Genomic DNA, 20,697 nt, shown 5'->3' with positions numbered 1-20,697 from the left:
CGCCGGAGTGCTGGCCGAGCACCTCGGAGAGCGCGCCACCCGGGTGCCCACACGGGAGCTGAGCGACGAAGAGACGCGTGCGGTCGCCGGCTCCGACCCGTCGGTGCGGGAAGCGGCGGGGCAGGCGGGGAGCGTACCGATCCTGCGCACCGAGAAGGCGCGTTCCGTGTTCGGCTGGACCCCACGTGACACGGAGACGACCATCCTCGACACCGCGGAGAGCCGGTTCCGCCTGGGCCTGGTGCAGGGCTGACCCGCCCCAGGTCCATACCGCCCCGCCGTCCGTCGGTTCTTCCGCCGCCACCGGCTCCTGTCCCGGGCCACCGGCTCCTGTCCCGGTGGGGGCGGTAAGCTCACCGTCATGGAGTGATGACCCGGCACACCGATCCGCAGCGACGCCGTACGAGCCCGTGCTCCGGCGTCCGCTCGGTGTGCCCGCCGCATCCGTCATCCACTTCACACGATCGGATCCGTATGACCGACGACGTGTTTCCCGACACGACCGACGATGTGTTTCCCCGCATGACCGACGCCACGTTTCTCGACGATGTCGCCGAGCGGCTCGCCGCCCTGCCCGCCGTACACGCCGTCACCCTCGGTGGCTCGCGTGCGCAAGGCACCCACACCCCGGAGAGCGACTGGGACCTCGCCCTGTACTACCGGGGTGGTTTCGACCCGGCCGACCTGCGGGCGGTCGGCTGGGAGGGTGAGGTCTCCGAGATCGGCGAATGGGGCGGTGGTGTCTTCAACGGGGGCGCCTGGCTGACGATCGACGGACGGCGCGTGGATGTCCACTACCGCGACCTCGATGTGGTGGGACACGAACTCGCCGAGTCGCGGCAGGGCCGCTTCCACTGGGAGCCGCTGATGTTCCACCTCGCGGGCATCCCCAGCTATCTGGTGGTGGCCGAGCTCGCGCTCAACCAGGTGCTGCGGGGTGCCCTGCCCCGCCCCGAGTACCCGGAGGCGCTGCGTGAGGCGGCGCCCCCGGTGTGGCGGGGGCGCGCGGCCCTGACATTGGAGTACGCCTCGGCCGCGTACGCGGGACGTGGCCAGGCCACCGAGGTCGCGGGGGCGGTGGCGACGGCCGCCCTGCAATCGGCGCACGCGGTGCTCGCGGCGCGCGGTGAGTGGGTCACCAACGAGAAGCGCCTCCTCCAGCGGGCGGGCCTGCGCGAGATCGACACGATCGTGGCGGGACTGCGGCCGGAGCCCGCCGCCCTGGCCGGGGCGATCGCCGACGCGGAGGCGTTGGTCGAGGGCGCGGGCCGAGCGAGGGGCCCGGGGGGGGGGGGGGCCCCGCCGTATCCGCGCCCGGAGCGCGTCGATGCGGGCGTTGGCCCGTACGGCGGCGAAGGCGGCGTCCCGCCAGCACTCGGCGGCCTGCTTGGCGTTCAACTGCTGCCTGCGCAGCTCGGCCTGGGCCTCGGCGGCGCGGATGGCGGCGGCCGCGAGCACCTGCGCCCCGGCCATGGTGGCGCGGCCCACGAGCAGCGCCCCGCTGAGCGAGCCGAGGCCGATCAGGGCGGGCACCATCAGGTCGTGCAGCTGGTCCATGGCCGCGTTCACAGCGTGGCCGCCGGCGTTGTGCACGGCGTCGGCGATGTGCTGGCCGGTCTGTGTGCCCAGGTGGTCCGACAGTCCGGTGCCCTGGACCGCCTGGTGCGGCGCTCCGGTGTTCTGGACGGTGTCCTGCACCGTGCTCTGAACGGTGTGCTGGATGGTCTCGGTGGTCGGAGGCGGGGGGAAGTACACATCCGGCATCACATCGCCGATGCTGGGAATCGCCTGTCCCGAACTCATACGGCCCTCCCTGACGTCGGCGGGGCGGCCGCCCTCCGGCCGCCGGGGTGGAGTCGTCCGCGCAGCTCCGCCACATAGCGGCGCCAGCACCGCGTCCGGTGCCAGGTCCACCAGAGCAGGGCCGCCACCGTGGCCACCGGCCACACCCAGGGCGCGTAGGCCACGGTGGCCCACAACACGGCGATGACCGGGAGGATCAGCAGGCCCTGGACGGGGAAACGGGAGCCGGGGCGGCGGATGAACCGGGCCACGGGGAGCGCACGGTCGATCAGCAGCCCGGCCAGGGAGCGGTCCGGATGGTAGCCGGGGCTGCCGATGCGATACGCGGTCCACAGCTCAAGTGCCAGGACGGCGGCGGCCGCCGGGACGGCCAGCATCCACGCCGTCACCACGGCGCGCTGGGCGGGCCAGCCCACCAGATCGCCCAGGCCGATCACGAAGATCCACGGGAAGACGAGGCCGACGGCTCCGCCGAGGGCCCAGCCGAGGGTGGGCAGCATGTCCTGTCTGCGCACCCACAGCGTGGCCACGTCCAGATCGCGCTCCTGGCGGAGCAGGGCGCGCTCGTCGTCCAGCCGGCCCTGTGTCTCCGAGGACTCCTGCTCGGCGAATCCGGTCAGCCATTCGGCCAGTTGCGTCCGCACCAGGTCATCGGGGTCGCGCACCAGCCTGCCGTACCAGGCCACCTGCTGTGGCAGCGTGTCCTGAACACGGGCGATCCGCTCCTGGAGCCTGCGCCGGTGCGCGGTGGGGGCCGCGGCGAGCGACAGCAGGACGGCGAGCCGGGAGCGGTCGAGCCGGGTGGCGGCGCGCACCTCGGCACGGCGGTCGCGCAGCCAGGGCGAGGCGTGGAGCACCTCGTCGACGGTGTGCTGCCAGCGGGAGCGGGCCGTCAGCCAGCGCTGCTGCACCTCGGCGAGCCCCTCGCCGCCGGGCCGTGCGTCCAGCAGCGGCAGGATGGTGTGGTCCCGCAGGTCCGCCACGACGGAGAGGGCGAACTCGTCCCCGCGCGCGGCCTCCCGCAGCAGGTCCCCCAGCCCCGCGTGGTCCATCGGCACCCCGCGGTAGGACGCGTCGAGGGTGGGGCCGAGCCAGGAGATCAGCCGCACCATCGTGGCCGGCTTCGGCTCACGCGGCGGAGCCGCGGCGTGCTGCGGCTCCAGGAGGGCGAGCAGCGCCGTCAGTTCCTCGCCGTCGCGGTCCGGAGCATTCTCGAACTGCCGTAGCCAGCGGGTGAATTCGCCGCGGCCGCGCCGCCGGGAGAGAAGCTGCCGGGCGGGCCGCCAGTTCTCGCTGAACGCCCTGGCCAGCTGCCTCGGCCGGGTGTAACGCTCATCGAGGAAGGCGAACGGCTCGATGTCCGGGTCGCCCGCCGGGTCCGAGGCACCGGGGGCCGTGCCCGGCTCCCAGGGCGCGGCCGGCGGCGAGCCGCCCACCAGCCACTGCGCCACCTCGTCGGTTCCCCAGCGGTGGTCGGGGTCCCGGGTGAGCAGCCCCCAGCACAGCAGCCGCAGCCGGTGGTCGGTGACCAGGGACAGATCCGGGGCGCGCGAGCTGATCTCCTCCCGGACGAAGTCGTTGTCGGTGAACCGGATGGGGTGACGCCCGCCGGCCATCTCGGCGACGATCATGCCGAGCGACCACCAGTCGGCGGGCGGGTGGATCAGCTGGTGGCGCAGTGACGCCTGCGGGGACATGTAGAGGGCGGTGCCGACCCAGCGCTCGTCCCGGGTGTAGCGCTCGGCGGGCTCATGGGCGGAGACGGCGAAGTCGACGAGGGCCAGGTCCGGGGCGGCCGGGTCGAGGCTGCCGAGCACGATGTTGGCCGGGCTGATGTCCCGGTGGACGATGTCCAGTTCGTGCAGGGTGGTGAGGGCCTCGTGCATCTGCCGTACGACGCTGTGGATGAGCACGGGGTCGGCCGGGCCCGGGTTGTCCCGCAGATATCCGGCGAGGTCGGTCTCGCCGTAGGAGGGCGCCAGGTCGTACGGATGGCCGTCGGCCCCGGTGTCGCTGGTCTCGGTGAAGTGGGTGAGATGGCGGCGCGGCCGGTCCCGCAGCCGCTCCCACACCCGGCGGTCCGGGGCGTGGCCGCGGTGGTACCACTTGAGGATGTGGCTGCCGCTGTCGTCCTCGACGCGGTAGACGGCCGCCTGGTGCGGATGGTCGGGGCGGCGCAGCACGGCCCTCAGCCGGAATCTGCCGCGCAGCGAGACCGGCAGCGTTCCGGTGTCCCCGCGCAGGTCGCGACCCCCGTCCGCGGCCTGCGCGGAGGCCGCCGAGGGGATCTCGTCCTCGGTGGGCCCGGCAGTCGAGGCGCCCGCCGACGGGGGCGGCTCCTCGTGTTCGGTGGGCGGCGGCCCGGTGTCATGGGCGCGCCGCGGCTCTTCGGGCTCCCCGTGGTTGTGGTGGTCCCCGTGGTCCCCGTGGTCCCTGTGGTTCTGGTGGTCCCGGTGTTCCCCTTGGCCTTCGTGAGGCGTGTCGTTCCCGCGGTTCGCCGCGTGGTCGTCGTGGGTCGCGTATTGCCCGTTACCCCCGTAAACCCCGTAGTCCTCGTCGTCCTCGGATTCCGTGGGGGGCGGTTGCTGGTGCGGCTGGGTCACAAAGGTCACCTCGTAGGCGTGCGGGCGGTGTTGGCTTCATCCCGGCGATGACGGCGACCGCGGTCGCCGGGCCGTGGATCAAGAAAGCGGAGCCATGGAAATCGGAAATCTGTTCCAGCATGGGCGAATTACCGGCGGTACAAAGCCCGGCAGGGTGCGGCCGCCGGAGACCGATTTCCTCTTTCCCGGCCGGTCGCTAGCCTGGTGACCATGAGTCAGGAGCCATTTGCGTCAAATTTGCCCACATACGATCAACTCCTGGAAGAACTCAAAAGCATACGCAGACCCGGACTCCCGGATCTGCGCAGAACCGATCGGCCGACGCTGCGCGCCGCGGCCGCGGCGGCCGGCCTCTGCGATGGCTCCGACGACGCCCCGGCCGGTATCGAGGCGCTGCTCAAGGAGGCGGTACGACGGCTCGGCGAGCGGGATCTGCTCGGCCAGGCCGCGGCCCATACCTTCGGGCTGCTCCCCGACCGCCGGGGCGCCCCCGCCCATGACCGCCGTAAGATGGCCGCCGCCGTGTACGGAGTCACCTCCGAGCGGTTCCGCAAACAGCAGGAACCGCAGGTCATCCAGCAGCTCGCCGAGGCCGTACTGACCGTCCTGCGGGAGCCGCCGCCCTTCGCGGGAGGAGGCGGCTCGACGGGGCGGAGCCCCGGACCGGACACCGGAGCACGGAGCTCCGGCGGGCCGAACGCGGCGGGGCCGAGCACGATCGCGCCGAGCGGCCGGATCGGCCAGGAACCTCCGCTGCGGGTCGAGGCCGTACCGGTGGACGCACGGAGCACGTTCACCCTCCATGTCTCGCCCATCGAACTGCTCCGGGACATCGAGGTGCTGGTCTCCTCGGAGAACGTCTACCTGGAGATGTCCAAGACCTTCCGCCCCACCGTCTCCGGCGCGCTGCGCCTGGCCGCCGCCGTACGCGACCCCGCCGGGGAGATCGTCGACGATGTGCTCGCCCGCGAACTGGCCGCGTGGCTGCGCGCCCACGGCCGCCCGGGGCTGCCGATCCGGCCGGGCACGGTGGTGCCCACCTCGCCGGGAGCGCTCGCCGCACGCGGCGTCCGGCGGATCTACCACGCCGCGGTGGCCACACCGCGGGACGATACGTACGAGGTCCGCCCGGAGAGCATCGCCCGCGCGGTCAGCGCGTGCTTCGCGCTCGCCCGCACGGAGCGCGACCGTTACGAGCCCGCCCTGTCCTCGATCTGCTTTCCGCTGCTCGGCGCGGGCCGGGGCGGTCTGGCACCGGCGGTGAGCGCGACCTGGCTGCGCTGGGCGATCCGCGACGAACTCGCCCGGGACTCCCGCTGGCGGGTGCATCTGGTGGTCCGCAACCGGGAGATAGCCGAGGCCGTCGGCGCGCTGTGACCGCGACCGCAGAGGCCACCGCCGCAGGGACCACCGCCGCAGAGACCCCACCCATACAAACCACAACCACCGAGGCCACCGCCGCCGAGCACCCAGCCATAGGCACCACAGCCGCCGCGGCCACCGCCACAGGGTCCTCTGCCACAGGGGCCCCTGCCGCACAGATCGCAGCCGCCGAGGCCACGGCTTCCGGGGCCGCGGCGCGCCCTGCCGCCCGAGCGGGCGCCCCCGCTCAGGGGCGCCAGCTCGCACCGGTGAGGGCGATCCCCGCCCGCCGCAACCGACGCTCCAGCTCGGCCAGTTCGCCGCGCCGCGGCACTCCGTAGAGCCGCACATCGCCCTCCCCCTCGACCACCTGTAGACGCGGCCCGCTCTCCGTCCGGGCCAGATGCTCCTGGTAGCGCGCCCACCCGCGCGCCGTACGCGGCCGTATGCGCTGGTTCGCCGAGCCGCGCCACACCAGCGCGGTGGGCTCGGCCACCCGGAAGCGTCCGGTCACCAGCGCATCGGCGTGGCGGACGGCGGCGGAGCGCGCCGCGTCACGCTCCACTTCGTCCTCCTCGTACCCCGTGTAGAGGAGGATGTCGATCTCGCGGTCCGCCGCCGGGCCGCCCGGTGCCACCGCCTCCGCACGGGCCCGCACCGCCCCGGCCAGCAGGGCCTCCAGAGCGGCGGGCTGGTCGAGCGGCTCCCCACCGCTGACCGTCAGCCCGTCCGCGCCGCGCGCCAACGCCTCGCGCCACAGCCCGAGCAGGGACGACACCGTACGAGAGGCGCCGCCCCGTGGATCCCAGGTGTGCCGGGACATACAGCCGGCGCAGGCCAGTCCGCACCCCTGCGACCAGATGGCCAGGCGCCGCCCCGGACCCAGGGTCTCCACCGGGAAGTGTGTCTGACTGATCCGGAGCGTGGGCTCTGCGCACTCTGGGACGTTCTCCACCGACCCATCTCCTATTCCCCCGAGGTCGTGTTCCGAGATCCATGATCAAAGACACCAGGTCCCCGGAACCGTTCCAGTATGACCCGGCGTCAGGCATCTACGAGGGCGTTCTCCGGTTGACTTCCGGGCGTTTTCAGGAGCGGGCCCTATGGGGAGCATTCCCGGGTACCACCTCACCGATACGGTCTGACAGAGAATCCAATCGACATCCACATCGGCATCGACATCGACATCGACATCGGCTACATCGGCCGCGAACCCTTTGCGGGAGAAAGCGGAATACCACTGTCCGCAATGCGGCTGTCCGGTGCGCGAATTTCCGCACCGGGGAAATCGGGGGATCCATTTCCATGATCACATCTGACAGTGTCAACGGGGTGGTGCGCCGGGGCAGGCTCGGCCGTACCGCCCGCTTCGCGGCCCGCTGGCGGGGCAAGCGCGACGGCGCGCGCGGCGTCCCCCGCATCGTGCTCCCGGAGCCGTCCGGGGAACAGCGGAGCAAAACGCCGCCACCCATCGAGCCACCCGCTCCCGAACTGCTGATCACCCCTTACGTGATGGAGGTGCGGACCGGCGTCCGCCGGACCACCGAGCAGATGCGCTCCGCCCTCATCGGGCGGGAGCACGCCCTGCTCAGCAGGTTGCGCGCCGAGTCGGTGCGCGTGGTCACCCAGTACGACGTCCGCGAGGACCCCCGGCCCGCGGCGCTCGCGCGCTACGGCCACTGGGTGGGTCAGTGGCGCACCAGCGTGGACCGGTGCCGATCGCATGCCCATGCCGTGGTGGACCAGGCCAATCAGCGACTCGCCTGCTACTGGGACGCGGTGCGCGAGACCCACCCCCAGCTCTCCCGCCTCCCCCGGCGCCCGCCCGGGGACTGGCTGCCCGGCCGGGTGGAGCTGGACCGGTCCTGGTACCAGCCCGACGTCTGGCTGCTGGCCGACGACGACAGCACGCGGACGGCCACCTCCCGGGCGCTGCACATACTCGAACGGCAGAACACCGACCGCGTCGACGGGAGGACCGCGTGATGACCGTCCACACTCCCGCTCCGGAGCGCCCGGCCGCCCGGCGGCACGGAAACCGGCGGCGCGCGCTGCCCGCCGCGCTGGTGCTCGCTCTCGCGGCGGCCGCCACGGCCTGCGGCTCCGACGAGCCGTCACGCTACTCGCAGACATGTGGTGTCGTGGTCGACGGCTCCGGTTCGGCCGACGCCTCCCGGACCGGCTTCGACGCGGAGGCCAAGCTCAAGGCCACCCTCCAGACGTTCCTGTCGGACAAGAAGTGCCGCAAGACGTCCTTCGCTCCCATCACCAAGGTTTCCGAGGCGTCGAAGTGCCAGGTCAGCCCGCTCGACCTGGACCCGGACACCTCGAAGACCGCCGACCGCGAGCGGACCCGCACCGCCATGCGTGCCGTCGCCCTCTCCAACGCCCTGAAGCTGCTGCGCTGCGCCCAGAAGGAGGAGCCCGGCTCCGATGTGCTCGGCGGGCTGTCGCGCATCGCGCTGTCCAAGCCGAGCGGTGACGACGCGTCGTTCGACGTCCTGGTGGTCAGCGACTTCGACCAGGGCGACACCGACTTCCGGCTCGGGCGGCAGGACCTGTCCACCGCCAGCAGCCGCCGGAGCGTCATCGACGGCTTTCTCAAGTCGCACGGCAAACCGAAACTGTCCGGCGCCGATGTCTACCCGGTGGGCTACGGCATGAAGTACCACACCGACACCTCCCGGTACGAGCAGTTCAACGCCTTCTGGACGGAGCTTCTGGAAGGGAGGGTCAAGGCACATGTCAACACCACCTATCGCCGGTGACGACCAGACGCCGCGCCGGCTGAGGCTGCGCCGCCGCAGGACCGACGCCGACCGCGGGCGCCGGGGCGGGCGGGCGTCCGCACGGCGGTTCCCCGATGGCGCCCTGCCGCAGCCCGAGCCCGTCGCGTCGGATGTCATCCGGGCCGGTGACAGCACCTGGCTCCGGGATCGGGCACGCAAGCACGGCGCGTCGGCGGCCACCCGGAAGGTCTTCGACCCCTGGGTCCTGGCCGCCCCGGACCGGGTGCCCTACTTCGCCGAACTGGCCAGTCTGCGCAACCGGGTCAAGCACCGGCTCGCCGAGGAGCATGCGCGAGCCGAGGAGGACGGCGCGCTGGAGGCGAGCCGGGTCAAGGCGGCCGCCACCGCGGCCGGAGAGCGGCTGGAGCGGGCCGGGCAGCGGCGGGTCGTCCTGGAGCGGCAGCAGACGGTCACCACCGCCCAGCTGGACCGGCTGGCGCGGCGGGCCGACCGGTGGCAGACCTTCCGCGACACCGTACGGGGCGGTTTCGAGCGCCGGTGGCTGCGCGCCCGTATGCCTGCCGACGGCAGCGACGGGACCGACCCCGGACGGCAGGGCGCCACCCGGCGCGAGGACGAGCCGGAGACCACCGGCCACGCCAGCTGGCAGGCGGTGTCCGAACCCGATCCGGTGGCGGAGGCGGACGCGGCCGACCGCGCCCTGGCCACCAGGGCGGCGTGGGAGGGCGCGGCGGCGCGCCCCGGTATGCCGCGCTGGATGAAGCTCGGTGTGCTGGCCGCGCTGGTCGTGGTGGAACTGCCCGTCTACTACTCGGTGTTCGAGAATCTGCACGGTGTCGGGCGCTTCGCCGATCTGCTCTCCTACAGCCTCATGGTGGCCGTCGCGGTGGCGATGATCCTCGCCCCGCATATCGCGGGCTGGATACTGCGGCGGCGCTCCGCCACCGGTGCGGTCCGGCTGTCGGCCGTGCCCGCCCTCGCCCTGCTGGGCGTCTGGGCGTACGGCGCCTGGGCGCTGGGGGATCTGCGGGCCAAGGTGGCGTTCCGGGAGGAGCCTCCGCTGGATCTGCCGCCCGATGTGGCCGCGGACGTGGGCGACAGCGTGCGCAACCCGCCGAGCCTCCTGGAGTCCCTGCATCTGGACGCGCAGAGCGTGACCTGGATGTTCGTCGCGCTGCTGCTGCTCTCCGGCGGGATCGCCTTCCTGATCGGGCTGGGCGAGGAGCATCCGTATCTCGCGGCGTACCGGACCACGGCCGAGCGGCTGCGGGAGCTGGAGCGGGACATGGAGACGGATCTCGCGGGTTCCGAGCGTGCCAAGGAGGCCGAGGCCACCCTGGGTGCCCGCGCGGAGGCCCGCCGCGCGGCCCATGAGGCGCGGCTCTACGCGGTCGACGATCTGCACGAAGCCGCGGCCCACGCCTATCTGGACGGGGTGGCCATGGAGTCCAGCGATCCGGCGGTCACGGAGGCCGCCATGCGGCTGTCCAAGCAGTGGCCGCTGCTGCCGCGCTGAGCGCGTGCGGCACACCGGAAGCACACGGAAGACCCACGGGGGTGGCGATGGAGCCGGCGGCACCGGCGCAGTACGTACTGATCACTCAGTGCTTGCAGAACGACTTCTTCCTCAACCTGGACTGCCAGTTGTCCCTGCCGGACAGCGCCGTCTCCAAGCTGCTGCTGGACAGCGAGAGCGGTGCGTCCCTCCACACGGAGGGCCACCGCAGGGTCCTGTCCGAGTCGGAGCTGCGCCGTTCGCCGCTGGCCCGTTTCCTCGACGCCACCGTGGGCTCCCGTACGCGCGGACACGGGGACGGGGTTCTGCATCTGATCAACATCCGTGACTGGCATGTCCCGGGAGAGACGTACGACCTGGAGCGCAGGCAGTACGGGGCCCACTGCGAGGCCGACACCTGGGGGGCGGCGTACGTCGACGGGCTCACGGACCTGCTGGCCCCGGATGAGTGCGCGCCCGCGGACGGCGAGGGCGGCTGGGGCGGGAAACTCCATGTCCACCATGTGCGGTCCAACACCCTCTTCGACTTCCAGCACAGCGCCGGCGGACGTCCCGACCTCAGCGAACCGGCGCCGCTGACCACACTGCTGGACGGTCTGCTGGGCGATGGACGTCAGGAGACGACGCATGTCGCGGTGGTCGGCGTCCTCACCGATATCAAGGTCCAGCTGCTGCTGACCGGTATCCGCTCCCGCTACGACGTGCGGCAGCTCGTCGTCTCCGACGCGCTCACCGCCAGCAGGACCCTGGAGCGCCATCTGACGGCGCTGGACTTCTGCCAGCGTGTGCTGCGCACCGAGGTGATGATCGGCCTGGCGGAGCTGGCCCGTTTCCTGGGCTCCCGGCCGGACGACGACCGGCTGTCCCGTGGCGGGGACGAGGAGTTCGTGGGCTACTCCTCATACATCCAGGACAAGCAGGGCATCCTGTCGTACGAGGACGCCAGGATGCGGGACTATCGCATCCAGACCTCGGAACGCCTCCGGCGGACGCAGCACACGGTCGGCTTCGCCAGCAAGTTCCTGCTGGGGCTGGGCACCTGTCTGCTGGTCAGCGCCCTCGTGCTGTCGCTCGTCGGCGTCTTCCTCCCGGGCCGTATCGGCTGGCAGAGCCCCGCCGTGCTCGGGGCGCTCGGGGTGGGGCAGATCGTCACGTTGTTCTTCACCCGGCCGGTCAGATCGGTGCAGGACGCGCTGGCGGAGGAGACCATCTACCGGATGATCCTGGAGAGCCGCAGCCTGAAGGTGGCCCTGGCGCGGTTCCACATCACCACGGCCACCGCGCTCCGACGGCATGACGATGCGAACGGCCAATCCGACGCCCTGGCACGGCAGTTGGAGATCCTGGAGAAGATCGACACGGCCGACTTCGAACGGCTGAAACAGCTGGGGGTGACCCCGCGGGCCGAATCGTCCGGGACGGGGCGGCCCCGCAGAAGAATCCGCTCACAGGTTTCCTGAACACGTCGGCCTGCCGGGCGGGCGCGTGTGAAGCGGGCGCCTTCCGCGCGGGCGTCTCCCGAGCGGGCGCCTTCCGCGCGGGCGTCTCCCGAGCCGACGCCTTCCGAGCGGACTTCTTCCGAGCGGGCGGGCCCGTGTGCGCGGGCCCGCCCGCCCGTCCCTCCGCCGCGGCCCCGCCGTCAGACCTGGACCACCGGTGTCTGGAGTTCCGTGACCCACTCCGCACGGTTCTCCGGGCACTCCAGGGTGATCTCCCGGGGGTAGCCGGTCGACCGGTAGCCGTTGCCGTCGATCCAATGGGCCAGGGCCTGGGCCGTGGGCACCACGGCGTCCATCGGGCCGCGGTGGACGATGGTGGCGGCGTGGTCGATGGGCGGCAGATCGAGGATCCGAAGGTCATCGCCGTCCCGTGGCGGGGCGGACACCTGGACGGCGGCGTGCACACTGATGGCGCCGCCGCCTTCCGGGGCGTCCTCGTAGTACGCGACACCGGGGCCCGTCGGGGTGATGCCCACAGCGTCGAGGCGCCGGAACAGCTCTTCGTAGAGGGGTGTGATGACCGGGCCGATGTCCTGCGGATCGAAGCTGGCGGCGGTCGCGGTGAGCTCCGCCACCCGCACCGCGGGGACCCTCTTGATGACGACGTCGTCGGTGGGCATGTGCCCCTCGCTTTCGATCGACCGGAGCCTCGCCTCGACCTGCACCAGCCGTGCCGCCACGGCTTCCACCGTGGCTTCCAGCTCGGCCCGGCGCAACCGCAGCATGCCGCGCAGCTCCTCGGTGCCGACCTTCTCGTCCACGATGTCCCGCACCTGCTGGAGGGTGAAGCCGAGCTCTTTGAGCGCGATGACCCGGTTCAGGCGGCTGAGCTGGGCGGCCGAGTAGTGGCGGTAGCCGGTGGCGGGGTCGACATGGGCCGGGCGCAGCAGTCCGATGGCGTCGTAGTGGCGCAGCATCCGGACCGAGACACGGCCGTGCCGGGCGAAGTCTCCGATGGTGAACATGATGTCTCCGAGTGCAGCGCCTGACACGGTGTGAGGGTCAAACCCCGTTCGGGTTCTACATTCGACGACGGGGAACTCCCGGTCAAAGCCCCCAGCGGTCGCCACGGGCGCCGACCGGGACGGAGGCGGCCACCTGGTATGCCCCCGCCACCCCACCGGCCGGACCAGCAGCCGCCGATCAGTCCGGCAGTCCCCTGGCCAGCAGCACGGCGCCGTGCAGTGAGGACAGCCCGCCCAGTCGCGCGGGCCGGACCGGTGGCGGTGGATGGCCAGGGCGCCCCAGCTCCGCCGTCCGCTCGGCCACCATCGCCACCAGCTCCGGAATCGCCGCGGCAAACCCTCCGCCGATCAGCACGAGCGAGGGATGGAGCAGTTCGTATACGCCGGTCACGGCCGCGGCCAGGGCCCTGCCGCTCTCCCGCAGCGACGCCACCGCCCACGGCTTTCCGCCGCGCACCGCCTGGCGCAGCTCGGTGAAGGTCACCTCCTCGCCCCGCCTCCGCGCCGCCCTGCGCAGGGTCGCCGGGCCCGAGGCCGCCGCCTGGACGCAGCCGCGCCGGCCGCAGTCGCACAGCGGTCCGTCGCGGTCCACGACCAGGTGGCCGACTTCGCAGGAGCCGCGGCCCACACCGGGCACGGGTTTCCCGTTCAGCACGATGCCACCGCCGATCCCGGTGCCGACGCCGAGATAAAGCAGGTCGGGGCAGCGGGCTTCGTGTGCTTCGGCGAGGGCGGCCAGATCGCCGTCGTCGGCACAGCGCACCTCGGCGTGGCCGAAGAGGGCGGACAGCGCGCCGCGCAGATCCACTCCGGCCCAGCTGGGACGGCCGGGCCAGGTGGTGACCGTGCCGGTGGCGTCGAGGGTGGCGGGCATCGCGACACCGACACCGGTGAGCCGCTCGGGTCGGCCCGCACACAGCTCCCTGATGTGGCGCGCCAGCAGGTCCAGATCGCGGGTGGCGCCACCGGACGTCATGGCGTCCGTACCGTCCGGCTCGGGCCAGCGGAAGGAGGATTCGCTGATGCCGAGGTCGTCGTGTTCGAGGCGCAGCGCCACTTTGGTGCCGCCGACGTCGATTCCCAGATGACCGATGGTCGCCTCCCGGCTCGTCAGCCTTGGCTCGTCAGCCCTCGCGGTGTGGGGTGGCAGTGGCGGGCGCTCAGTCCGGCACCTTGTCGAGCAGGGCGCGGGCGGCGAGCCGGTAGCCCAGGGCGCCGAGCCCGAAGATGACACCCGCGGCCAACGGCCCGGTCACCGACTCATGGCGGAACTGCTCACGGGCCCAGACATTCGACAGATGCACTTCCATCCAGGGTCGCGGATAGTTCGCCAGTGCGTCCCGAAGACCCCATCCGGCCATCATGAGCGCGGCCGGATTGATGATGGCACCGACCGTGTCGTAGTTCCCCTGAATGGTCTGGATGATCTCCGCTTCGCCATCGAACTGGTAGGAATCCACTTTCCAGCCGCGCTCCGCGACCTCTTCTCCGACCCAGCGCTCGATGTCCTGAAGCGTATCCGTGCCGTAGATCTCGGGCTGGCGCTTCCCGAGTATGCCGAGATTCGGTCCGTTCACCAACAACAGCCTGCTCAATGGGCACCTCACCCTGTGGGGTCGGCTGAATTACAGCGGCTCATCACGGAAGTGCATTTATAGCACGGCGCCCTTGGCCTCGACATGATGACTTCGTCAACCGCGTTTTTAAGGGGGATATAGGGGGGCCCTGAGGGGGAATGACGTTTCCCCCACCGTCCGGTTAGCGTGCTAATGCGTCCGCCGCGGACCCGCCTCCATAACGAATTAAGGGAGCAGGGAAATCATGAGCAATGATGTGCGACTGCGATCCGAGCTGCCCGCATGGCCGCAGTACGGCGACGAGGAGCGCGAGGCCCTCATCCGGGCTCTGGATCAGGGGCAATGGTGGCGTATCGGGGGCGGTGAGGTCGACGCCTTCGAGGCGGAGTTCGCCGCGGCCCATGGAAGCGAGCACGCCCTGGCGGTCACCAACGGGACGCACGCGCTGGAGCTCGCCCTCGAAGTGCTCGGGGTCGGCGCCGACTCCGAGGTGATCGTTCCCGCGTTCACCTTCATCTCGTCCTCGCAGGCGGCGCAGCGGCTGGGCGCGGTGGCCGTGCCGGTGGACGTGGACCCGGACACGTACTGCATCGATCCCTCGGCGGTCGAGGCGGCCATCGGCCCGAAAACCCGCGCGATCATGCCGGTGCACATGGCGGGCCAGATGTGCGACATGGACGCGCTGGGCAAGCTGTCCGCCGACTCGGGGGTGCCGCTGATCCAGGACGCGGCCCATGCGCACGGTGCGCGGTGGCGCGGTCAGAAGGTCGGTGAGCTGGGCTCGGTCGCCGCGTTCAGCTTCCAGAACGGAAAGCTGATGACGGCCGGTGAGGGCGGCGCCGTGCTCTTCCCCGATGCCGAGATGTACGAGAGGGGCTTCGTCCGGCACAGCTGTGGACGTCCGCGCACCGACCGCGGCTACTTCCACCGCACCTCGGGCTCCAACTTCCGGCTGAACGAGTTCTCCGCATCCGTACTGCGCGCCCAACTCGCCCGCCTGGACGGCCAGATCACCACGCGTGAGCAGCGCTGGCCGGTGCTGAGCCGGCTGCTCGCCGAGATCCCCGGTGTCGTACCGCAGTCGCGCGACGACCGCGGTGACCGCAATCCGCACTACATGGCGATGTTCCGGGTGCCGGGCATCACCGAGGAGCGCCGCGCGAAGGTCGTCGACACCCTCATCGAGCGCGGAGTGCCCGCGTTCGTCGCCTTCCGCGCGGTCTACCGTACGGACGCCTTCTGGGAGGTCGCGGCGCCGGATCTGACGGTGGACGAACTCGCCCGCCGCTGCCCGCACTCCGAGGCGCTCACCCGCGACTGCCTTTGGCTGCACCACCGGGTGCTGCTGGGCAGCGAGGAGCAGATACACGAAGTGGCCGCCGTCGTCGCCGATGTGCTCGCGGGCGCATGAGCGCCCCGTCCATCGGCGAGCCGCCGATCAGGACCGCCGTGGTGGGGCTGGGATGGGCGGCCCGCTCGATCTGGCTGCCCCGGCTCCGCCACAACCCCGCCTTCACCGTGACCGCCGCGGTGGATCCCGACGAGCGCGGCCGCGCGGCCGTCGCCGAGGCGGAGGGCATGGACCGGCTGCCGGTACTGGCGGCGGTCCATGACCTCGATCCCGCCGAGGTGGACCTGGCGGTGGTCGCGGTGCCCAACCATCTGCACTGTGCGGTCGCCGCCGAGCTGCTGGCCAAGGGCATTCCGGTGTTCCTGGAGAAGCCGGTGTGCCTGACCTCCGAGGAGGCCGAGCGGCTGGCCGAAGCGGAGCGCTCCGGCGGCGCGATGCTGCTGGCCGGCAGCGCGGCGCGGTACCGCGCCGATGTGCGCGGGCTGTACCGGATCGCCGCCCGGCTGGGCCATATCCGCCATGTCGAGCTCGCCTGGGTGCGGTCGCGCGGTGTGCCCGACCGGGGCGGCTGGTTCACCCAGCGGTCGCTCGCGGGCGGCGGGGCGCTGGTCGACCTGGGCTGGCATCTGTTCGACATCGCGGTTCCGCTGCTGGGCACCGCCGCATTCCGGCACGCCATCGGGACCGTGTCCTCCGACTTCATCGTCCAGCGGTCCTCCCGGGCCGCGTGGCGCGGCGACGACGGCGACGGCCCGGCGCTCCTGGGCGCCAACGGGGGTGCCACCGATGTCGAGGACACCGCGCGCGGATTCCTCATCACCGACGACGGCCGTTCGGTCGTGCTGCACGCGAGCTGGGCCTCGCACGAGGAACTGGACACCACCCGGGTGACGATCGACGGCAGCGCGGGCAGCGCCACCCTGCGCTGCACCTTCGGATTCAGCCCGAACCGCCTCGAGAAGTCCACCCTGACCCGCACCGTCGACGGTACGACCCGGCCGGTGGCCGTACCCACCGAACCGGTCGGCACCGAGTACGACCGGCAGCTCGACATGCTTCCCGCGCAACTGCGCGACCCGGCCGGGCGGGGCCGGGTGATCGATGAGGTCCGCCGGACCATCGGCGCCATCGAACGGGTCTACGCCTCGGCGCGGATCCCCCGGAAGGTCCGGGAGTCGGCGTCGGTGTGACCGCACCGGCCGACCGCCCCGCCGCACCGGCTCCGCTCCCATTCGCCCCTTCCCTTCCCTCGCCATCCCTTTCGTCGTCCTCCCCTTCTCCGGACCGCGTTCTTTCGGACCGCGTTCTTCGGACCGCACCCGAGACCCGGACCGGCGGTCCGCCGTACCGGCCCGCACCACGGGAGTGCTCAATGAACACCCATCCGATCAGTCATGGCGGCCCGCTCTCCGGCGCGGGTGTCGCCCCCATCACCTCGGTGGTCTTCGACCTCGACGGTGTCCTCGTCAACAGCTTCGCGGTGATGCGCGAGGCGTTCACCCTCGCCTACGCCGAGGTCGTCGGCGACGGTGAGCCACCCTTCGAGGAGTACAACCGGCATCTGGGCCGCTACTTCCCCGACATCATGCGGATCATGGGTCTTCCGCTGGAGATGGAGGGCCCGTTCGTCCGCGAGAGCTACCGGCTCGCCCACCTGGTGGAGATGTTCGACGGTGTGCCAGAGCTGCTGTCGGAGCTGCGCCACCGCGGGTTACGACTGGCCGTGGCCACCGGGAAGAGCGGACCCCGGGCGCGTTCGCTGCTCGACACCCTCGGCATCCGTGGGCAGTTCCACGTGGTCCTCGGCTCGGACGAGGTGGCCCGGCCCAAGCCCGCGCCGGACATCGTGCTGAAGGCGATGGACATGATGGACGCGGACCCCGACCGGACCGTGATGGTCGGGGACGCGGTGACCGACCTGGCCAGCGCGCGGGGGGCCGGGATCACCGCCGTGGCCGCGATGTGGGGTGAGACCGACGAGAAGACCCTGCTCGCGGCGGAGCCCGATGTGATCCTGCACAAGCCGGCGGAACTGCTGTCGCTGTGCCCCGAGGTGACGGTTCCATAGTCCCGTGCCACGTCCGGATCGATGTCCGTCCCCGCCGTCTCCCGGCGGTGTGGCCGATCGCTGATACGGGGCGTGGCAGGCGACGGCCACCGATGGGCCGCCGCCCGCCACGCCCCGGAACACCGTTGGGCTCAGCCCGCCAACGGCACCGGACCCGCGGCCTTCTCGGCCGCGGCCAGCAGCGCGGAGATGTCCTCACGGGCGCGGGCCACGCGCGAGCGTACGGTGCCGATGGGGCAGCCGGTCGCGGTCGCGGCGTCCGCGTACGGCAGGCCGAGCACCTTGGTGAGGAGAAACATCTCACGGCGTGCCGGGGCGAGCGCCGCCAGCAGGTCCATCAGCGCCACCCCCTCGTCGAACCCGGGGAGCCCGGCGGGCTGCGCCCGTTCGGCCGCCTCCTGCCAGTCGTCCGCGTCCAACGTACGGGGACGGGCGGCGGCCGTGCGGTAGCGGTCGACGACCACACGCCGGGCGATCGACAGCAGCCACGTCCGGGCCGATGAGCGACCGGCGAAGCGCGGCAGCCCGGTCAGCGCCCGCAGATACGTTTCCTGGGCCAGGTCCTCACAACCATGCGGATCGGCGCTGAGGTGGAGCACGAAACGGCGCACATCGCGGTAGGTGGCACGGATGAAGTGGTCGACCGCCTCGCGGTCGCCGTCCCGGGCGGCCAGCGCCCATTCGGTGACCTGGTGGTCGTTCGCCGCGGTGGCAAGGCCGTGCACGGCTCTTATCGGTGCGGCGGGCAGCGTGGCAGAAGGCATCGTCAAAACGTCCTTCGGAAGGCGGTGAGCGGCACACCGGCACGCGCCACCGGCCGCGCGAGTGTGCGGCGGGGCGACGAGGGCCGACGGTGCCGATGGGTGGGGGGCGACGCCGCGCTGGCGCCGGTACTCCGCCCGTCACCGGTGCTCACCCCAGGTCGGGGCGGGGGAAGGACGGGCGGTTCAGCGGATGGCGAACCGCCTCGGTGGCCCTCTGCGCAGGATGACGTGCCGTAGCAGGACTCCGCGCGGCCGGCGGGCGACGGCCGGTGCGGAGGGCCATGCGGGCGGCGGAGTGACACCCGCGCCCAGGATGCGCAGGGCGAGGACGAGCGGGACGAACAGCAGGGCCGCGAGCGCGCGACCGAGCCGGAAGGCGGCCCGTTCGCCGCGCCACAGCCACAGCCCGCAGATCAGGGCGGCGAGCAGGTGGGCCGTGGCCATGCCCGCCCCGCCCGGACCCGCCCAGGGCCACGGCAGATGGCTCATGGACGGCGCGGCGGAGGAGATCGCGTCCGCGCCATGGCGCATATGGCCCATGCCATCGTGCATATGACCCATGGCGGCGCCGCTCATCGGGGCGGCGCCCATGCCGCCCCGCATGCCGGACGTCCCGTCGCCCATGGCGCTTCCCGCCGCTGGGGCGACTGCCGTCTCCGCGAACCGGAAGGCCATATGGAGGCCGAATTGCGCGACCACCGTCGCCCCGGTCACGGCCAGCGCTCCGCGCTCGCGCCCCGCAACCCACCACGCACCGGCCGCCGTTCCGGCGAAGGCGGCGGCCACGGCCCACACCGGCAGCGTGTCACCGGACATCAGCACGTGTCCGAGCGCCGTCACCACGACGCACATCGCCGCGAACACGGCGGCTCGTGCGAGACGGAAGGGCGGCCCGGCGGACATGGCAGCCATGGTGCCAGCCGTTGCCGGTATGCGTGACGATGGCTCAATCTTCATCACGCCGATGACAAGCGCGGCTCGTGGACCGCCACCACATGGCCCCATGTGAGCCAGTTCACAGAAAATGCCCGGAACTCGGCGATGCCCGCATCCGACGACTCAACCGGCGCGCGTCCGCCTGCCGCCGTTGCCCCGAGCCAGGAGTCGTCCATGTCCGCTGAACCCCTCGCCCCGGCCACCCCGTGGCGCATGGCGACGGGTGCCGCTGTACGTCCTCGTCCCGCTGGCCGCGGCCATCGCCGTGATCGGCTACTACCTGCCCCTGCTCGGCATCCCCCTCGCCGCGTTCCTGGCCGTCGACATCGCCGTGAGCGAGATCGCCCGCCGCCGCGCCACCACCCCGGCCGCCTGACCCCGGTTGCCATCTCGGCAATATATTTTGCCCCCGTGCAGGGTGGGCTCGCATGGTTGCCGTGGAGGTGGTCAAGGTGGCCGATGAGCTGAAGAACGCCTATGACGTGGTGGTGATCGGCGGTGGCGCCGCTGGGCTGAGCGGGGCGCTGATGCTGGCCCGGTCGCGGCGTTCGGTGGTGGTGATCGACGCGGGCGCCCCGCGCAACGCCCCGGCCTCGGGGGTGCACGGACTGCTGGCCCGGGACGGGATGCCTCCGGCCGAGTTGGTTGCGCGGGGCCGGGCCGAGGTCCGCGGCTACGGCGGTCAGGTGGTGTCCGGCGAGGTGGGCGCCGTGACCCGGGAGGAGTCCGGCGGCTTCCAGGTGGCCCTGGCCGATGGCCGGACCGTGCGTGCGCGCCGGTTGCTGCTGGCCACCGGGCTGGTCGACGAGTTGCCGGACATCCCGGGGCTGCGGTCCCGGTGGGGCCGGGATGTGCTGCACTGTCCTTACTGCCACGGCTGGGAGGTCCGCGACCAGGCCATCGGCGTACTGGGGAGCGGGCCGCTGTCGGTACACCAGGCGCTGCTGTTCCGTCAGTGGAGCGACGATGTCACCTTCTTCCCCCACACCCTGCCGTCGCCGTCCGGCGAGGAGGCGGAGCAGCTGGCCGCCCGCGGCATCCGTGTGGTGGACGGTGAGGTGGCGTCCCTGGAGATCGTCGAGGACCGCCTCGTCGGCGTGCGGCTGGGCGACGGCGGCGTGGTCGAGCGCGAGGCGCTGGCCGTCGCGCCGCGGATGGTGGCGCACGCCGGTCTCCTGGCGGGGCTCGGGCTGCGGCCGGTGGAGCATCCGAGCGGTGGCGGTGAGCACATCCCGTCCGACGCGACCGGGCGCACCGAGGTGTCCGGGGTGTGGGTCGCGGGCAATGTCACCGATCTGGCGGCCCAGGTGGGCAGCGCCGCGGCGGCGGGGGCGACCGCGGCCGCCCATATCAACGCGGACCTGATCGCCGAGGAGACCCGGCAGGCCGTCGCCGCCCGGGCCCGCGGCGAGATGCCGTTCTCCCCGGAGATGGAATCGCGGGTCTGTGAAGCGGTGTTGGGCGGCCGCCGCCACGGCCTGTGACGGCACCCGGCCCGGCGAC

General features: G+C 72.2%; 16 protein-coding genes and 3 pseudogenes. 12 read left to right on the top strand and 7 right to left on the bottom strand.

Going from position 1 to position 20,697, the window contains the following annotated elements; all coding sequences use genetic code 11:
• Together NQU54_RS40635 and NQU54_RS40630 are read left to right on the top strand one after the other, a co-directional pair.
• A pseudogene (locus NQU54_RS40635) lies at positions 1–253 on the top strand (aldehyde reductase); the annotation flags it as partial.
• Positions 254–522: 269 nt separating this feature from the next.
• Positions 523–1,266: pseudogene (locus NQU54_RS40630) on the top strand (nucleotidyltransferase domain-containing protein); the annotation flags it as partial.
• A gap of 533 nt (positions 1,267–1,799) precedes the next feature.
• Here NQU54_RS40630 and NQU54_RS40625 read toward each other — a convergent pair.
• Positions 1,800–4,406 (bottom strand): protein kinase domain-containing protein, encoded by a 2,607-nt coding sequence (locus NQU54_RS40625; protein WP_257635369.1) that lies wholly within the window; start codon positions 4,404–4,406, stop codon positions 1,800–1,802.
• 237 nt (positions 4,407–4,643) lie between these two features.
• On the opposite strand from NQU54_RS40625, the gene NQU54_RS40620 reads away from it, so the two are divergent.
• Positions 4,644–5,783: a macro domain-containing protein gene (locus tag NQU54_RS40620; protein ID WP_257635368.1), complete on the top strand. Its 1,140-nt coding sequence runs from the start codon at positions 4,644–4,646 to the stop codon at positions 5,781–5,783.
• A gap of 232 nt (positions 5,784–6,015) precedes the next feature.
• On the opposite strand, the gene NQU54_RS40615 is transcribed toward NQU54_RS40620, so the two are convergent.
• Complete coding sequence (locus tag NQU54_RS40615; protein WP_257635367.1) at positions 6,016–6,723, bottom strand: 4Fe-4S cluster-binding domain-containing protein; 708 nt, start codon at positions 6,721–6,723, stop codon at positions 6,016–6,018.
• A 350-nt stretch (positions 6,724–7,073) separates the two neighbouring features.
• Between NQU54_RS40615 and NQU54_RS40610 the strand changes: the two genes are divergently transcribed.
• From NQU54_RS40610 to NQU54_RS40595, 4 genes are read left to right on the top strand one after another with little or no spacing between them, the layout of a single operon-like run.
• Positions 7,074–7,754 carry a hypothetical protein gene (locus NQU54_RS40610; protein WP_069867638.1) on the top strand — a complete coding sequence of 227 codons (681 nt, stop codon included), beginning with the start codon at positions 7,074–7,076 and terminating at the stop codon, positions 7,752–7,754.
• A complete protein-coding gene (locus NQU54_RS40605) occupies positions 7,754–8,536 on the top strand; it encodes a hypothetical protein (protein ID WP_257635366.1) in 783 nt (260 codons plus the stop codon). Before NQU54_RS40610 ends, NQU54_RS40605 begins: the two co-directional genes overlap by 1 nt.
• A complete protein-coding gene (locus NQU54_RS40600; protein ID WP_257635365.1) occupies positions 8,511–10,034 on the top strand; it encodes a hypothetical protein in 1,524 nt (507 codons plus the stop codon). Before NQU54_RS40605 ends, NQU54_RS40600 begins: the two co-directional genes overlap by 26 nt.
• Before the next feature lie 41 nt (positions 10,035–10,075).
• Positions 10,076–11,494 (top strand): hypothetical protein, encoded by a 1,419-nt coding sequence (locus NQU54_RS40595; RefSeq protein ID WP_257635364.1) that lies wholly within the window; start codon positions 10,076–10,078, stop codon positions 11,492–11,494.
• A gap of 179 nt (positions 11,495–11,673) precedes the next feature.
• Here the strand turns inward: NQU54_RS40595 and NQU54_RS40585 are convergent, their stop codons facing one another.
• The 3 genes from NQU54_RS40585 to NQU54_RS40575 all read right to left on the bottom strand — a co-directional run bounded on the left by NQU54_RS40585 (position 11,674) and on the right by NQU54_RS40575 (position 14,093).
• Complete coding sequence (locus NQU54_RS40585; RefSeq protein ID WP_257635363.1) at positions 11,674–12,498, bottom strand: MerR family transcriptional regulator; 825 nt, start codon at positions 12,496–12,498, stop codon at positions 11,674–11,676.
• Positions 12,499–12,676: 178 nt separating this feature from the next.
• Complete coding sequence (locus NQU54_RS40580) at positions 12,677–13,576, bottom strand: ROK family protein (protein WP_308408532.1); 900 nt, start codon at positions 13,574–13,576, stop codon at positions 12,677–12,679.
• Between the two features lie 82 nt (positions 13,577–13,658).
• The gene (locus NQU54_RS40575) at positions 13,659–14,093 is read right to left on the bottom strand and encodes a type II 3-dehydroquinate dehydratase (RefSeq protein ID WP_257635361.1); all 435 of its coding nucleotides are present in this window, start codon (positions 14,091–14,093) and stop codon (positions 13,659–13,661) included.
• A gap of 226 nt (positions 14,094–14,319) precedes the next feature.
• On the opposite strand from NQU54_RS40575, the gene NQU54_RS40570 reads away from it, so the two are divergent.
• The 3 genes from NQU54_RS40570 to NQU54_RS40560 all read left to right on the top strand — a co-directional run bounded on the left by NQU54_RS40570 (position 14,320) and on the right by NQU54_RS40560 (position 17,494).
• Positions 14,320–15,486: a DegT/DnrJ/EryC1/StrS family aminotransferase gene (locus NQU54_RS40570; RefSeq protein WP_257635360.1), complete on the top strand. Its 1,167-nt coding sequence runs from the start codon at positions 14,320–14,322 to the stop codon at positions 15,484–15,486.
• The gene (locus NQU54_RS40565) at positions 15,483–16,616 is read left to right on the top strand and encodes a Gfo/Idh/MocA family protein (RefSeq protein WP_257635359.1); all 1,134 of its coding nucleotides are present in this window, start codon (positions 15,483–15,485) and stop codon (positions 16,614–16,616) included. Before NQU54_RS40570 ends, NQU54_RS40565 begins: the two co-directional genes overlap by 4 nt.
• 182 nt (positions 16,617–16,798) lie before the next feature.
• Complete coding sequence (locus NQU54_RS40560) at positions 16,799–17,494, top strand: HAD-IA family hydrolase (RefSeq protein WP_087684153.1); 696 nt, start codon at positions 16,799–16,801, stop codon at positions 17,492–17,494.
• Between the two features lie 131 nt (positions 17,495–17,625).
• Here the strand turns inward: NQU54_RS40560 and NQU54_RS40555 are convergent, their stop codons facing one another.
• Positions 17,626–18,258, bottom strand: a complete 633-nt coding sequence (locus NQU54_RS40555; protein ID WP_099012600.1) for a sigma-70 family RNA polymerase sigma factor — start codon at positions 18,256–18,258, stop codon at positions 17,626–17,628.
• A gap of 183 nt (positions 18,259–18,441) precedes the next feature.
• Positions 18,442–19,161: a hypothetical protein gene (locus NQU54_RS40550; RefSeq protein ID WP_257635358.1), complete on the bottom strand. Its 720-nt coding sequence runs from the start codon at positions 19,159–19,161 to the stop codon at positions 18,442–18,444.
• Between the two features lie 235 nt (positions 19,162–19,396).
• Here NQU54_RS40550 and NQU54_RS40545 point away from each other — a divergent pair.
• Positions 19,397–19,570: pseudogene (locus NQU54_RS40545) on the top strand (PepSY domain-containing protein); the annotation flags it as partial.
• Between the two features lie 52 nt (positions 19,571–19,622).
• Positions 19,623–20,678, top strand: coding sequence for an NAD(P)/FAD-dependent oxidoreductase (locus tag NQU54_RS40540; protein ID WP_257635357.1), 1,056 nt, complete (start codon positions 19,623–19,625; stop codon positions 20,676–20,678).
• The last annotated feature ends 19 nt before the right edge of the window (positions 20,679–20,697 follow it).

The sequence above is a fragment of the Streptomyces malaysiensis subsp. samsunensis genome (assembly GCF_024519315.1).
GTDB classification, from domain to species: Bacteria; Actinomycetota; Actinomycetes; order Streptomycetales; family Streptomycetaceae; genus Streptomyces; species Streptomyces malaysiensis.
Note: the sequence above shows the minus strand (reverse complement) of the source record. Positions and strands in the feature narration are given on the sequence as shown.